This window comes from Planomonospora alba (genome assembly GCF_039534085.1).
GTDB classification, from domain to species: domain Bacteria; phylum Actinomycetota; class Actinomycetes; order Streptosporangiales; family Streptosporangiaceae; genus Planomonospora_B; species Planomonospora_B alba.
In genome coordinates this window covers 111,991-126,464 of record NZ_BAAAUT010000003.1, presented here as the reverse complement: position 1 = coordinate 126,464, position 14,474 = coordinate 111,991, and the positions used below count along the sequence as shown (strand labels likewise).

The following is a 14,474-nucleotide window of genomic DNA, read 5'->3' as shown; positions in this document are numbered from 1 at the left end:
GACGGTCGGACTTGGAGGATATTCAATGTCCCGTTCTCGCCACAGCCTCCCCGTACGGCTCGCCGGGGCGCTCTCGGCGCTCGCCCTGCTGGCGGCCGCCTGCGGTGAACAGGAGCCCACCGCGGCCGAGGCCGGTGAGACGCTGAAGACGCACGTCCTGAGGCTTCTGGACGAAGTGAGCGCTCAGGACGCCCAGGTCACCGATCCCGGAGGCAAGGACATCCCCTGCGGGGACGGCAAGGCAAAACGCACCTTCGCCGCCACGGCACCGGATTCCTCCCGGGAACGGGCGCCCTACGCGCTGAACGCCATCATGGTGAGCGTGCTGGATCAAATCGCCGACTACAACATCGCTGAAAGCTCGGGAACGATAATCCGCATGGCACATGAGTCCACAAGGACAGTGATTGTGCTGGAGTCCGCGAAGGGCCGATACTCCGTACGGGGTGAGACCCAGTGCCTCAGTCGGTCATAAGACTCGATCCCTCATAGTTCATCCCTCGGCTATAAGCATCCCCCTTGGTGCCGTTAAAGGTGTTGGACTGCTGTGCGGCCAGCTCTCCGAGCGAGAGGGGATCACCCTTCCCCATGCCATTGTCGACCAACCACCGGTCGAGGGCCTTCACCCCTGCGGCACCCCGCTTGACGATGTCTTCGAACGCGCGGAGGTCGCCGTCCGAGTCGGCGATGGCGCCGGCCGGAGGCACCTGCGGGGTGAACCCCTGCTCCATGAGGAGCCGCGCCGTCTCGTGACGCCGCCCCAGCGTCTTCGCCTCGTCCGACTCCAGGAGTTCCTTCACCTGCTCCTCCGGTTCCCGGCCGTAGGTGTAGTAGCCGGAAACACCGGTGGACAGGGCGGTCCAGGTCCTGGGGACGGCGGAGAAGGGGGAGAGCAGCCCGACGACCCCCATGACACCGCCCGCCAGGAAGCTCTCGGCGTCCTCCGCGTCCTCGGACCCCTCGTCTCCGGGCTTGAGCACCCGCACGGCGGCCGCCAGTTCGGTGCCCCGGACGTTGCCCAGGGCCGTGAACAGGTTGTCCAGCGGAGGGGTGTCTCCGCTGAGCTTCGCGGCGTTCACCGCCTGCGGAAGAACCCTGTGCACGAATCCGTCCATGCCCGCGTCGAAGCGGAGTCGTGCTTCGGCGTCACCGGCGAAGGTGGTCATGAAGCGGAAGGTGTCCTCGGGACTCAGCCGGAAGGCGCCGCGCAGCCCTGGAGGCGGGGTCCACTCGAACAGGCCGGGAGTGGTCCGCAGGGCACTGTCCTCGGCCATGTCGGCGTCGTTGAGGTTGGCGCCCATGGTGATCTCCGTGGCGTAGGAGCCCGCGATCTCCGCCAGGTGCGGCCGGGTCGCGTCGTTCAACGGCCACTCGTCCGCCGTGGTCATCACGGTGTAGGCGAAGAACGCCGCCTGGCGGCTGTGCTCGCCGTCCTGCTCGTCGTAGGCGCCGGAAGCCGCGGCCAGGAGCCGTCCGAAGGCGTCCGCCACCTCGGGCACCCTTCCCGCCCGCTCGTTGAGCTCCTTCAGGAACGCGGCCAGTTCCGGCCGGCCGTCCCACTTCTCGGGGGATTGCGGGAGCCGCCCGAAGGGCAGGGTGAGGCTCGGCGGAGCGGGGTCGGGTCCGAAACGGGCCGCCGAGCCGATCGCCAGGCGGGCCGCGGCGGGGTTGTTCCCCAGGGCATTGAGCAGTCCCGCCAGGGTCGAACCGCCGATCCGGCTGCCGGAGCGCAGCGCGGGCGCGGCGAGTCCGGCCAGCCACACATCCGGGTAGTCTCCGCGGCTCAGCAGAGCGGCGGCCGCCTCCAGGTCCTCGGCGTCCCCTGCGTTCCCGGTCATCGCCTTCTCCACGGCCTTCATCACCGCGGCGAATCCGGGCACCCTCGCTCCGCCGCCGACCGCGGTGGCGAAGGCCGTACCGGCCACGCGGAGCGCGTCGGGCCGCCCGTCGTCGGGCAGCCGGCGCAGCGCGGCGTTCACCCGGCGGATCCCGGCCCGGCCGAGCGCGGCGAAGAACGCGGCGGTGAAGACGGCGTCGTGCTGGTGCGCCTTCAGCTCCCCGAGCACCGCGGCGATCTCGTCGGAGGCGTACGGTCCGGTGAACCGGAACTCGTCGGGATCGATGGCGGCGAACCGCTTCCCCAGGTCGGTACCCCGGCGCTGCGCCTCGGCGGGGGCGAGCAGCGCCGCCTCCCGGTAGGGCCGCAGGCCCGTGCCGGCCATCCCGGGGATCTCGGATCCGGGAGCAGTGATGGTCTCCACCCGCCGGCGGAGCCGGGGGATCTGCTCCTCGGCCCAGCCGCCGATCTCCCGCACGGCGCCCAGGTCCGGGGCGGACAGCCCGACCGCGGCCAGCTCCCGCCGGATCTGCTCGGCGTGCTCGGCCACCACCTGCCCGGCCCGTTCCAGCTCGGCGATGAACCCGTTCATCAACGACGGATCGATCCCGGCGAACCCCGGCGCGAGCGGCCCGGTCCCCGGCGGCGTGTCCTCCATGCCGCCATCTTCGACGAAGACCGACCCGGATTCGAGGACTTCCCGGCGGACGGCCTCCCGGCACGCGGGGCACCCGCGCTTCACGGAGACGGCCGGCCCTTCATCGGAGGCGCACCTCGGATTCGCGCGGTGCCGCCACGGCGGATGTCTCGTCCCCGGGGTCCTGACGATCTGCGCGCATATGATCCCCGAATGACACTCTTCGAGAGCGCGGACGGCACGCGGCTCGCGTACCGCCGAGCCGGCGACGGACACCCGCTGATCTGCTTCCCCGGCGGTCCCATGCAGTCCTCGGTCTACCTCGGCGACCTGGGCGGGCTGCCCGCGCGCCACCCGCTGGTCCTGCTGGACCCGCGCGGGACCGGAGGGTCCGCCGTCCCGGTGGATCCGGCGGGCTACCGGTGCGACCGGCAGGTCGAGGACGTCGAGGCGCTCCGCCTGCACCTCGGGCTGGACCGCCTCGACCTGGCCGGGCACTCGGCCGGCGCGGCCGTCGCCCTCCTGTACGCCGCCCGGCATCCCGACCGCGTCGGCCGTCTCGTGCTGATCAATCCCAGCCCGCGGGTGGTCGGCTTGGAGATCACCGATCTGGACCGCCGACGGGTCGCGGAACTGCGGCGGGGTGAGCCCTGGTTCCCGGACGCCTTCGCGGCGTTCGAGCGGATCTGGGCGGGCCGCGCCACGGCCGCCGACGCGGAGGCGATCGCACCGTTCACCTACGGCCGGTGGGACGCCGCCGGCCAGGCCCACCACGCCCTCGGAACGGATCAGCGGAACGCGGAGGCGGCAGCCGTCTACTACTCGGCCGGTGCCCCCGATCCGCACGTCGTCAGGGCCGCCCTCGCCCGGCTTCCGGCGCGGGTCCTGCTCGTCGCGGGCGAGTACGACGTCGCCCTCCCTCCGCAGCGCGCCGCCGAGTACGCCGGCCTGTTCCCCGCGTCCGAGCTGGCCGTGCAGCCGGGCGCCGGGCACTTCCCCTGGCTCGACGACCCCCGCCGGTTCGTGGAGACGACGGTCGCGTTCATGAGCTGATCGCGGTGCGGGCGGAAAGGCCGGACCGGCGCGGGCGGCGGACAGGTCGGGAAAGCGGGAGGCGGACAGGCCCGGGAGGAACGTCAGGCTGCCACCGGGCCTCCTCGCGGGGCGTCAGGCCGCCGGGGCGACGTCCGGGGGCCGCTCGACGTCGCCGCTCTCGCCCTCCCGTACGGCCCGGCGGCCGAAGTACACCACGTAGCCGAGGAAGGCCGCCTCGGCGAGCACACCGATGCCGATCCGCGCCCACGTGGGCAGCGGGGAGGGCGTGACCAGCGCCTCGATCAGGCCCGACAGGAACAGCACGGCGACCAGGCCCAGCGCGACGCTCACGATCGCGCGGCCCTGCTCGGCCAGCGCCTGCCCGCGCGGGCGCGGCCCGGGGTCGATCGCGGTCCAGCCCAGCTTCATGCCCGCCCCCGCCGCCAGGAAGACCGCGGTGAGCTCCAGCAGCCCGTGCGGGGTGATCAGGCCGAAGAAGACGTCGCTCTTGCCCGCCGCGGCCATGAGGCCGCCGGTGAGCCCGACGTTGAGCGCGTTCTGCCACAGGACGTACAGGATCGGCACGCCCAGCAGGATCGAGAACGCGATGCACTGCGCCGCCACCCAGGCGTTGTTGATCCACACGTGCGCGGCGAATGAGCCCGCGGGGTTCGCGCTGTAGTAGTCGGCGAAGTCGTGCTCGACGAGCTGCCGGATCTCCTCCGGGGTCCCGATCGCCGCCTGCACCTCGGGGTTGCCCGCCACCCACGCGCCGACGACCACGGCGACCGCCGTGGAGGCGAGCGCGGCCCCCAGCCACCAGCGCCAGGCACGGTAGGCGACGACCGGGAAGGAGACCGTCCAGAACCGGGCGAACTCCCGCCAGGCCGGGGCGTGCGCCCCGGTGACGGCCGAGCGGGCCCGGGCGACCAGGGACGACAGCCGCCCGATCAGCAGCGCGTCGCGCGAGGACGAGCGCACGATGGACAGGTGCGTCGAGACCCGCTCGTAGAGCTCGACCAGCTCGTCGACCTCCGCGCCGTCGAGGGACCGGCGCCGCCGCACCAGCTCGTCCAGGCGGTCCCAGGTCGGCTGGTGCACGGTAACGAAGGCGTCGATGTCCACAGACGGGAGCCTATTCGGCGCAGGAGGCGGGCCGCGACGCGGCGGAGCCGCACGGGACCGCGGGCGGTAGGGTCGAGTCGTGTCCGATCTGGTAACCGGTGACGCCGTCGTCCTGGACGTCTCGCCCGCACAGCTCCCGATCCGGGCCGCCGCCCTCCTGGTCGACCTCGCCGTGCAGGCCGCGACGGTGATCGGCGTCCTGCTCCTGGTCGCGCGCACCGCCACCGTCACGGACGACTCGCTGGCCACGGCGCTCACGATCCTGTTCATCGTGCTGGTCTTCGTGGGATACCCCGTGCTGGCGGAGACGCTGACCCGGGGGCGGAGCCTGGGCAAGCTCGCCCTCGGCCTGCGGGTGGTGAGCGAGGACGGCGGCCCCGTGATGTTCCGCCAGTCGCTCTTCCGCGCCCTGGCCGGCTTCGTCGAGATCTACCTGCTCACCGGCGGCCCGGCCGTCATCAGCTCGCTGCTGTCGGCGAAGGGCAAGCGGCTCGGCGACGTCTTCGCCGGGACGATGGTGATCTCCGAGCGCGGTCCGCGGCGCACCGCGCCGCCTCCGGAGATGCCGCCCCTGCTGGCCGCGTGGGCGGCGAGGATCGAGCTGTCCCGGCTGCCCGAGGATCTGATCCACACCGCCCGGCAGTACCTCGCCCGCCTGCCCGAGCTGTCCCCGGCCGTCCAGCAGGAGATGGGCACGCGCATCGCGGCGCAGACCGCGGCCTTCGTCTCCCCGCCTCCGCCGCCCGGCGTGCCGCCGTACGCCTACCTCTCGGCGGTCCTGGCCGAGCGGCGCCGCCGGCACCTGGAGCGGCTGACGCGGCGGGCGGAGGCCCGGCGGGCCTCCGCCCAGCAGGTCCCGCCGTACGCGGCGCCGCACCTGGCGCCGGTGCACACCGCCGCGCCGTACACCGCCGTTTCCTCCACCGCAGCGCCCGCAGGGCCGCATCCCGCCGTGCCCGGGCCCGCATCCGCAGGACCGCACCCCGCCGCCGTGTCCACGGGGCCGGCGGGCGGCCCGCGCCCGCCGGCCTGACGTCTGCCGGACGCGCACCGAGGGGGCGGCGGGAGTCCGCCGCCCCCTCGGAGGCGATGGGAGGCGGTCAGGGGCGATCGGTCACGGCCGCGGCCGTGAACCGCTCACCGGCCGGTGGTCAGTGGTGCCCGTGCCCGCGGTCGCGGTAGGACTGCTGGGTCTGCGCGTTCAGGATGTCGGACCTGACGCCCTCGGCCGACCTCGTCCGCGGGTCGTTGATCTTCAGGATGTCGAGGCCGAGGTTGAAGTCGCTGCCGTAGATGTGGCCGTTGTAGTAGTAGGCGGACCAGAAGCCGCCGCTCAGCGCCGGAGCGGTGTCGTCGGGGCCGCGCTCGAAGAAGGCGATCTCCCTGGGGTTGGCCGAGTCGGTGAAGTCCACGACCGAGATGCCGCCCTGGTACCAGGCCTGGACCATGATGTCCTTGCCCTTGACCGGGATCAGCGAGCCGTTGTGGGCGACGCAGTTCTCGGTGTCGGCCTGGTGGCGGGCGATCTTGAAGTAGCTCTTGAAGACGAGCTTGCCGTGGACGAGGTCGAAGTAGGCGTTGGCGCCGCGGTTGGGGCCGATGGCCTCGTTGCAGGTGGCCTGGGTGCCGCCGCCGAGCTCGTCGGTGAAGACGACCTTGGTGCCCGCGTTGTTGAAGGTCGCCGAGTGCCAGAAGGCGAAGTTCTCGTCGTCGCGGACCGTCTGGGTGACCTTGGGGTTCACCGGGTCGGAGATGTCCATCAGGATGCCTTCGCCCATGCAGGCTCCGGCGGCGATGTCCTTCTCCGGGTAGGCCGTGATGTCGTGGCAGCCGGTGGTGGCCGACGTGCGCTCCGGGTACGGCAGGTTCTCACCGGGGTTGCCGCCGTCGGGGAAGAGGTTCGGCGTGGCGACGACCGCGGCCTCGGCCGGCCTGTGCAGCGGCACCTTGATGATCGAGATCAGGTCGTGCGGCGGCTGGCAGTCCGGGAAGCTGGCCGAGGGGCTGTAGGAGGAGACGTAGACGTAGACGTTCCGCCGGTCGCGGCCCTTGCCCGGCACCAGGGTCAGCGTGTGCGAGCCGCAGTTGGTCTCGACCGCCTTGATGTACTTGGGGTTCCGCTTGTCGCTGATGTCGAAGATCCGGATGCCCTCCCAGGACTCCTTCACCGACGCCGGCTGGCCGGTGCTGTTGCAGGAGTCGTCGCTGCGGGAGGAGTCGACCGCGCCGAAGAGCAGGTTCCCGTAGACCGACACGTCCATCTGCCCGCCGGGGCAGACGACCGAGCTGACCAGGGACGCCTTCTTCGGCTTGCGGATGTCGTAGATGGAGAAGCCGCTGTAGTTGCCGACGTAGGCGTAGTCGCCCTGGAAGGCCATGTCGGTGTGGATGTCCGTCAGCTCCGCCGGCTTCGGCACGTTGAGGACGTGCTCGATGTTGGAGCTCTTGACGATCTCGCCGGGCGCCGGGATGTCGGCCGCCTGGGCGGGCACCGTGGACAGCGCGGTCAGCGCGGCGACCCCGGTCGCGATCAGGAGGCGCCGGGTGAGGCGTCTTCCGTAGGGGGTGAACACTCGTGAACCTCCTTGCCACGCTCCCCATAAGGGGCGCATAAATGACTGAATCGTTCATCCCGAACGGTCGGCCGTACAAGGTGTCACAGTGTCAGTAGATATTTCCGACTTGCCGTCTTTACTGGTGAGCCGGAGCGCGACTAGAGTCTTCCGCCACGAGCCCATTCCGAGAGGAGAACGGGTGCGCGCCGCGCTCGCCCTTCTGGCCGCCCTGACCCTTTCCCTCACCGCCTGCAGCGGCGACGAGCCGTCCGAGCCGCGCGCGGCCGGCCCGACCGCCCCGGTCATCGTGCCCGGCAGACCCGGCGAGGCCGCCCGGACGGTCGGCCCGGACGAGGCCGCCACGCTCGTGCCCTCCCCGACCGCCAACGCCGCGGACGTGACGTACGTCCAGGACATGATCGTCCACCACCGGCAGGCGATCGACATGGCGGCGCTGGCCCCGGCCCGCGCCCGCTCGGCCACGCTGAAGGGCCTGGCCTCGCGCATCGAGGACGCCCAGAAGCCGGAGATCCAGTTCATGACCTCCTGGCTCCAGCAGCAGGGGCAGCGGGTCCCCGACCACCACGCCCGCCACGACGGCATGCCGGGCATGGCCACGCCGGAGCAGCTGGAGGCCCTGAAGGCCGCCTCCGGCGAGGAGTTCGACCGGCTCTTCCTCCAGCTCATGATCGCCCACCACCAGGGCGCGCTCACGATGTCCGAGCAGGTGCTGACCGGCGGGTCGCACATCAGGATCGAGGAGCTCGCCACCGACGTGATCGCGACCCAGAGCGCGGAGATCCGCCGCATGCGGGAGCTGCAGGCCGGGTGACGGCCCCGGCGGGACGAGCGCCCGCCCCTCCGCGCCACCCCCGCCCCGGCCGGCGGGCCCACGCCTGTCCGCACGGCCCACGCGCGCGTTCCCGGGACCTGGCCGCGCCCGTTGCCGGGCCGTGGCCCGCGCGCCCCGGCCGGTCCCGCGGCGGGCACGGCTACGAGCCGCTCCGCCAGGAGTGCAGGTACCGCTCCTGCTCGGCCGTCAGCTCGTCCACCTCGATGCCCGCTGCGGCCAGCTTGAGCCGCGCGACCTCCACGTCGACCTCCTCGGGCACGTCGTAGACGCCGGGCGCCAGCAGCGCGTGCTCCCGGACCAGCCAGGCGAGCGCGAGCGCCTGCGCGGAGAAGGACATGTCCATGACGGCCGCCGGATGCCCCTCCGCGGCCGTGAGGTTGACCAGGCGGCCCTCGGCGAGCAGCAGCAGGCGGCGGCCGTCGGCGAGGACGTACTCGTCGGTGTTCGCCCGCACCCCCCGGTGTACGGCCTGCGCCAGCTCGTCCAGGGCCCGCACGTCGATCTCGACGTCGAAGTGGCCCGCGTTGGCCAGGATCGCGCCGTCCTTCATCACGGCCAGGTGCTCGCCCCTGATCACGTCGCGGTTCCCGGTGACCGTGACGAACACGTCCCCCTCCCGCGCCGCGGCGGCCATCGGCCGCACCTCGTAGCCCTGCAGCGAGGCGTCCAGCGCCTTGACCGGGTCGATCTCGGTGACCACCACCCGCGCGCCGAGGCCCCGGGCCCGCTCGGCCACGCCCCGGCCGCAGTAGCCGAAGCCGGCGACCACCACGGTCTTGCCCGCCAGCAGGGTGTTGGTGGCCCGCATGATGCCGTCGACGGTGGACTGGCCGGTGCCGTACCGGTTGTCGAACATCCGCTTGGTCCGGGTGTCGTTGACCGCGACCACCGGGAAGCGCAGAGCCGCCTCCGCGGTCATCTGCCGCAGGCGGATGATCCCGGTCGTGGTCTCCTCGCAGCCGCCGCGGACCCCGTCGAGCAGCTCGGTCCGCTCGGTGTGCAGGGTGTTCACCAGGTCGCAGCCGTCGTCGAGGACGAGCCCGGGGGCGATGTCGAGCGCCCGGTGGATGTGCCGGTAGTAGGTCTCCCGGTCCACCCCGGCCCGCGCGTGGACCGCGATGCCGTACTCGCCCAGCGCCTGCGCGACGTCGTCCTGGGTGGACAGCGGGTTGGAGGCGGCCAGCGCGATCTCGGCGCCGCCGGCCCGCAGCGCCCCCACCAGCACCGCGGTCTCGGCGGTGACGTGCAGGCACGCGGCGATCCGCCAGCCCTCCAGCGGGCGCTCCGCCGCGAAGCGCTCCCCGAGCGCGGTCAGCACCGGCATCGCCCGCGCCGCCCAGCCGATCCGCCGCTCCCCGGCCTCCGCCAGCGCCCTGTCCACGTCACTCTCCCCTGGTAGCCCGAGGGCCCCCGCGACCGTCGCGGGGGCCCGGATGGAGCCGTCCTCGTGGCCCGCGGCGCGGACCGCGAGGGGTCTAGTAGCGGTAGTGGTCGGGCTTGTAGGGGCCCTCGACCGGCACGCCGATGTAGTCGGCCTGGGCCTTGGTCAGCTGGGTGAGCTTGACGCCCAGGGCGTCGAGGTGGAGGCGGGCGACCTTCTCGTCGAGGTGCTTGGGCAGCACGTAGACGCCGATCGGGTACTCCTCGGTCTTGGTGAAGAGCTCGATCTGGGCGATCACCTGGTTGGTGAACGAGTTGGACATGACGAACGAGGGGTGGCCGGTGGCGCAGCCCAGGTTCATCAGGCGGCCCTCGGCGAGCACGATGATGGAGTGGCCGTCGGGGAAGGTCCAGGTGTGGACCTGCGGCTTGACCTCCTGCTTCACGATGCCGGGGATCTTCGCCAGCCCGGCCATGTCGATCTCGTTGTCGAAGTGGCCGATGTTGGAGACGATCGCGTTGTGCTTCATCCGGGCCATGTGCTCGGCCGTGATGATGTTGAAGTTGCCGGTCGTGGTGACGAAGATGTCGGCGGTCTCGACGACGTCCTCCAGCACGGTGACCTGGAAGCCGTCCATGGCCGCCTGGAGCGCGCAGATCGGGTCGATCTCGGTGACGATCACGCGGGCGCCCTGGCCGCGCAGCGCGTCGGCGCAGCCCTTGCCGACGTCGCCGTAGCCGCAGACGACCGCGACCTTGCCGCCGATCAGCACGTCGGTGGCGCGGTTGAGGCCGTCGATGACGGAGTGGCGGCAGCCGTACTTGTTGTCGAACTTCGACTTGGTCACCGAGTCGTTGACGTTGATCGCCGGGAAGAGCAGCGTGCCGGCCTTGTACATCTCGTAGAGGCGGTGGACGCCGGTGGTCGTCTCCTCGGTGACGCCCTTGATCCGCGAGGCGATCGTGGTCCACTTCTTCTCGTCGGAGACGGTGCGGCGGAGCAGATCAAGGATGATCTTCCACTCCTCCGGGTCGTCCTCGGCGGCGCTGGGCACGGCACCCGCCTTCTCGTACTCGGCGCCCTTGTGCACGAGCAGGGTGGCGTCGCCGCCGTCGTCGAGGATCATGTTGGGGCCGTCGCCGCCGGGCCAGGTGAGGGCCTGCTCGGTGCACCACCAGTACTCCTCCAGGGTCTCGCCCTTCCAGGCGAAGACCGGAACGCCCTTGGGGTCGTCGACGGTGCCGTCGGGGCCGACGACGACGGCCGCGGCGGCGTGGTCCTGGGTGGAGAAGATGTTGCAGCTGACCCAGCGGACCTCGGCGCCGAGCGCGACCAGCGTCTCGATGAGCACGGCGGTCTGGATGGTCATGTGCAGCGAGCCCATGATCTTGGCGCCGGCCAGCGGCTTGCTCTGGGCGTACTCCTTGCGGACGGCCATCAGACCGGGCATCTCGTGCTCGGCGAGCTGGATCTCCCTGCGCCCGAAGGCGGCGAGGGAGAGGTCGGCGACCTTGAAGTCCATGTGCTGTTTACCCCTCTGCGGATAGTCGACGCCTGCGAGTGTAGACGCGCCCGCTCACCGGATGCACACCGTCCGGCCCGAAACTGACATAAGATTGTCAAGATGCGAATCACCGAGGCCGCCCGGCGACTGGGCATGTCCCCCCGGATGCTCCGCTACCGCGAGGCGCTGGGCCTGCTCCCGCCGGTCAGGGAGCGGGGCGCGCACCGGCGCTTCGGCCCGGAGGAGCTGTCCGCCGTGGCGCAGGGCGTGGAGCTGGAGAAGCGGTTCGACGTCTCCCCGGGCGAGCTGGCCTTCGCGCTGCGGGTGCTGGCCGAGCCCGCCGTGGCGCAGGCCGTACGGGAGTTCGGGCTGCGGATCGGACGGCTGCAGGCCCCGCGCCGGGCCCTGGACTTCGAGAAGGAGAAGGCCCTGCGCCTGCTGCAAGGTCGCTCCTGAGATTGACGACACGCGGCACGCCGGCCGGAAGAATCGCCCACCATGGACATCACCGCCAAACTGGTCAGAGCGGAGGAACGGGTGGCCGCCTTCGACGTCAGGCGGGCCCTGGCCTCACCGCTCGCCGATCTCGCCGCGGCCGGCGCCCTCGCCTTGCTCGCGTTCCTGGAGGTCGCACGCGAGGGGATCCTGCCCACCGGGGCCGCCCTGCTGGCCACCGCCCCCCTGGCGATCCGCCGCTCCCAGCCGTGGCTCGCCGTCATCCTCACCTTCTTCGGCGCCGTGGGACTGGCGCTCACCGGGACGCTGTTCCCGCCCCCGATCTCGATCGGCCTGTCGGGGCTGCTCTCCTTCTACACGGTCCTCCGCGTGCTCCGCCGTCCTGCCGCGTGGGCGCTCACGGCCTGCGTCGGCGGGCTGCTCGCCGCCGTGGGGGTCCTCGGCCCCCTCTCCTCCCTGCCCGCCCCCTTCTCCGGGTACTCCCCGCTCGGCGGCGACGCCCTCCTCCTCTTCACGGCCCTGCTGGGCGCGGTGCTCGCCACCGCGCTCCTGTCCGACGTACGGCGCAGCCGCACGGAGATCGAGGAGGTCCGGGCCGACGGCCTGGAGGCCCTGCGGGAGCAGGCGGCGGTGCAGGCGGCCGCCGCCGAGCGGGCCAGGATCGCCCGGGAGATGCACGACATCGTGGCCCACTCGATCTCCATGGTGGCCGTCCAGGCCGAGACCGCCCCCTACACGATCCCCGACCTCGACGACCGGGCGAAGCAGGAGTTCGCGGAGATCGCCTCGAGCGCCCGCAACACGCTCACCGAGATGCGCCGCCTGCTCGGCGTGCTGCGCGCCGACGTCCCCACCGGGCCGGAGACCGCGCCCCAGCCGGGGCTGCAGCGCCTGCCCGAGCTGATCGGGCAGCACGGCGGCGAGGTGGACCTGGACGTGGTCGGGGAGCCTGTCCCGCTCCCGCAGGCGGTGGACGTCTCCGCCTACCGGATCGTCCAGGAGGCGCTGACCAACGCCCGCGTGCACGCGCCGGGCGCGCGGGTCTCGATCGAGATCGCCTACCGCCCCGCCCTGCTGGCGCTGCGGATCGCCGACGACGGTCCCGGCCCCGCAGCCGAGGACTCCGGCGGGCACGGACTGGTCGGCATGCGCGAGCGCGCCCTGGCGCTCGGCGGCTGGTTCACCGCCGGCGCCGGCCCGAACGGCGGCTTCCTGATCCGGATCGGGCTCCCGCTGGAATGACCGCCTCCCCCTCCTCCCGGCACCGGGACGGGCCCCCGGCGGACACCGCGACCGCCCCTGGGGCGGATCCCGCCCCGCACGCCCGCAGCGGCCCGGTCCGGGTGCTCGTCGCCGACGACCAGCCGGTCGTGCTGCGGGGCTTCACCGCGGTGCTCGACGCCCAGCCCGACCTCGCCGTGGTGGGCGCCGCGGGCGACGGCGCGGAGGCCGTACGGCTGGCGCGGGAGACCCGCCCGGACGTCGTCCTGCTCGACATCCGGATGCCGAAGATGGACGGCATCGAGGCGGCCCGCCGGATCCTGGCGGACGGACCGGCAAGGATCATCATGATCACCACGTTCGACCTGGACGACTACGTGTACGACGCGCTCACCGCGGGGGCGAGCGGGTTCCTGCTCAAGGACGTCCGGGCGAACGATCTGGCCGAGGCGGTCCGCACGGTGGCCAGGGGCGACGCCCTGCTCGCTCCGAAGATCACCCGGCGGCTGATCGCGGAGTTCTCCCGGCAGCGGCGGCGGCAGCGGCCGGAAAGCGGCCCGGGACCGCTCGGAGCCGGACCGGGACCGCTCACCCCGCGCGAGACCGAGGTGCTCCGCCTGATCGCCCGGGGCCTGTCCAACGCCGAGATCGCCGCCGCCCTCGTGGTCACCGAGCACACCGTGAAGACCCACGTCGCCCGGCTGCTCGCCAAGCTCGGCCTGCGCGACCGCACCCAGGCCGTGATCCACGCCTACGAGACGGGCCTCGTCTCACCGGGCCGCTGAGGGGCGCACCGGACGGCCGCGGGAACGAGAACGGACGCCGTGCCGCCCGCCTCCGGAAGGGGTCCGGAAGACGGGGGCGCGGCGTCCGCGTGCCGGGGGAAGGGGCGGGTCAGGCGGAGGGGCCGCCGGCCGCGGCGTCCGCCCGGTACAGGTCGGGCTCCAGGTAGATGACCCGCGCCTCCGGGACGGCGGCGCGCACGCGCTTCTCGGCCTCGTCGATGCCCTTGGCGATCTCGGAGGCCGTGTCGTCGTTCTCCACCGCGATCTTGGCGGCGACCAGGATCTCCTCCGGGCCCAGGTGGAGGGTGCGCATGTGGATGATCCGGCTCACCTCGGGGGTGCTCTCCAGGGCGTCGGCGATGCGGGCCTCGACCTCGGGGCCGGCGCCCTCGCCGATCAGCAGCGACTTGGTCTCGAACGCCAGGATGACCGCGATGACCGCGAGCAGGGCGCCGATCATGAGGGTGCCGATGGCGTCCCAGACCGGGTCACCGGTCACCACGGCCATCGTCACGCCGAAGAGCGCGAAGATCAGGCCGAGCAGCGCGCCCAGGTCCTCCAGGACGATGACCGGCAGCTCGGGAGACTTCGAGCGGCGGATGAACGCCCACCAGGACTGGTTCCCGCGGACCGCGTTCGACTCCTTGATCGCGGTACGGAAGGAGAACGCCTCGGCGATGATCGCGAAGATCAGCACGCCGAAGGCCCACTGCGGGGACTCGAGCGGCTCGTGCGCGCTGAGCTTGTGCCAGCCCTCGTAGAGCGAGAACAGCGCGCCGATGGTGAACAGCACCACCGCCACCACGAAGGCGTAGAAGTAGCGCTCCCGGCCGTAGCCGAAGGGGTGCTCCGGCGTGCGCGCCCTGGCCGCCCGCTTCCCGCCGACCAGCAGCAGCGCCTGGTTGCCCGAGTCGGCCACCGAGTGGATGCCCTCCGCGAGCATGGCCGAGGAGCCGGTGAACGCGAACGCCACGAACTTGGCCGCCGCGATGGACAGGTTGGCGGCCAACGCCGCAATGATCGCCTTTGTACCGCCGCCCGCACTCACGGCAGCCTCCACTCACATATCAGGAAAAAATGCCAGC

The 14,474-nt window shown here is 72.3% G+C and carries 13 protein-coding genes; 7 read left to right on the top strand and 6 right to left on the bottom strand.

Annotated elements, in window-relative coordinates:
• Positions 1-25 precede the first annotated feature (25 nt).
• A complete protein-coding gene (locus ABD823_RS02670) occupies positions 26-475 on the top strand; it encodes a hypothetical protein (protein ID WP_344855488.1) in 450 nt (149 codons plus the stop codon).
• Here the strand turns inward: ABD823_RS02670 and ABD823_RS02665 are convergent.
• The gene (locus tag ABD823_RS02665) at positions 462-2,495 is read right to left on the bottom strand and encodes a hypothetical protein (protein WP_344855486.1); all 2,034 of its coding nucleotides are present in this window, start codon (positions 2,493-2,495) and stop codon (positions 462-464) included. The genes ABD823_RS02670 and ABD823_RS02665 overlap by 14 nt on opposite strands.
• A gap of 192 nt (positions 2,496-2,687) precedes the next feature.
• Here ABD823_RS02665 and ABD823_RS02660 point away from each other — a divergent pair, with 192 nt between their 5' ends.
• The gene (locus tag ABD823_RS02660; RefSeq protein WP_344855484.1) at positions 2,688-3,527 is read left to right on the top strand and encodes an alpha/beta fold hydrolase; all 840 of its coding nucleotides are present in this window, start codon (positions 2,688-2,690) and stop codon (positions 3,525-3,527) included.
• 114 nt (positions 3,528-3,641) lie between these two features.
• Here ABD823_RS02660 and ABD823_RS02655 read toward each other — a convergent pair whose 3' ends face one another.
• A complete protein-coding gene (locus ABD823_RS02655) occupies positions 3,642-4,634 on the bottom strand; it encodes a stage II sporulation protein M (RefSeq protein WP_344855482.1) in 993 nt (330 codons plus the stop codon).
• 79 nt (positions 4,635-4,713) lie between these two features.
• Between ABD823_RS02655 and ABD823_RS02650 the strand changes: the two genes are divergently transcribed.
• Positions 4,714-5,667 carry an RDD family protein gene (locus ABD823_RS02650; protein WP_344855480.1) on the top strand — a complete coding sequence of 318 codons (954 nt, stop codon included), beginning with the start codon at positions 4,714-4,716 and terminating at the stop codon, positions 5,665-5,667.
• A gap of 118 nt (positions 5,668-5,785) precedes the next feature.
• Here ABD823_RS02650 and ABD823_RS02645 read toward each other — a convergent pair whose 3' ends face one another.
• Positions 5,786-7,207, bottom strand: coding sequence for an LVIVD repeat-containing protein (locus ABD823_RS02645; protein ID WP_344855479.1), 1,422 nt, complete (start codon positions 7,205-7,207; stop codon positions 5,786-5,788).
• A 181-nt stretch (positions 7,208-7,388) separates the two neighbouring features.
• On the opposite strand from ABD823_RS02645, the gene ABD823_RS02640 reads away from it, so the two are divergent.
• Complete coding sequence (locus tag ABD823_RS02640) at positions 7,389-8,021, top strand: DUF305 domain-containing protein (RefSeq protein ID WP_344855477.1); 633 nt, start codon at positions 7,389-7,391, stop codon at positions 8,019-8,021.
• 160 nt (positions 8,022-8,181) lie between these two features.
• On the opposite strand, the gene ABD823_RS02635 is transcribed toward ABD823_RS02640, so the two are convergent.
• Together ABD823_RS02635 and ahcY are read right to left on the bottom strand one after the other, a co-directional pair.
• A complete protein-coding gene (locus tag ABD823_RS02635) occupies positions 8,182-9,423 on the bottom strand; it encodes an adenosylhomocysteinase (RefSeq protein WP_344855475.1) in 1,242 nt (413 codons plus the stop codon).
• A gap of 94 nt (positions 9,424-9,517) precedes the next feature.
• On the bottom strand, positions 9,518-10,945 hold the full coding sequence (gene ahcY, locus ABD823_RS02630; RefSeq protein ID WP_344855473.1) for an adenosylhomocysteinase: 1,428 nt from the start codon (positions 10,943-10,945) through the stop codon (positions 9,518-9,520).
• Positions 10,946-11,047: 102 nt separating this feature from the next.
• On the opposite strand from ahcY, the gene ABD823_RS02625 reads away from it, so the two are divergent.
• The 3 genes from ABD823_RS02625 to ABD823_RS02615 are packed head-to-tail and all read left to right on the top strand — an operon-like array spanning position 11,048 to position 13,389.
• Complete coding sequence (locus tag ABD823_RS02625) at positions 11,048-11,383, top strand: MerR family DNA-binding transcriptional regulator (protein ID WP_344855471.1); 336 nt, start codon at positions 11,048-11,050, stop codon at positions 11,381-11,383.
• Positions 11,384-11,425: 42 nt separating this feature from the next.
• Positions 11,426-12,625 carry a sensor histidine kinase gene (locus ABD823_RS02620; RefSeq protein WP_344855469.1) on the top strand — a complete coding sequence of 400 codons (1,200 nt, stop codon included), beginning with the start codon at positions 11,426-11,428 and terminating at the stop codon, positions 12,623-12,625.
• Positions 12,622-13,389, top strand: a complete 768-nt coding sequence (locus ABD823_RS02615; RefSeq protein ID WP_344855467.1) for a response regulator — start codon at positions 12,622-12,624, stop codon at positions 13,387-13,389. The genes ABD823_RS02620 and ABD823_RS02615 overlap by 4 nt, the downstream gene beginning before the upstream one ends.
• Positions 13,390-13,498: 109 nt before the next feature.
• Here the strand turns inward: ABD823_RS02615 and ABD823_RS02610 are convergent, their stop codons facing one another.
• Complete coding sequence (locus ABD823_RS02610; protein ID WP_344855465.1) at positions 13,499-14,437, bottom strand: cation diffusion facilitator family transporter; 939 nt, start codon at positions 14,435-14,437, stop codon at positions 13,499-13,501.
• Positions 14,438-14,474: the final 37 nt, after the last annotated feature.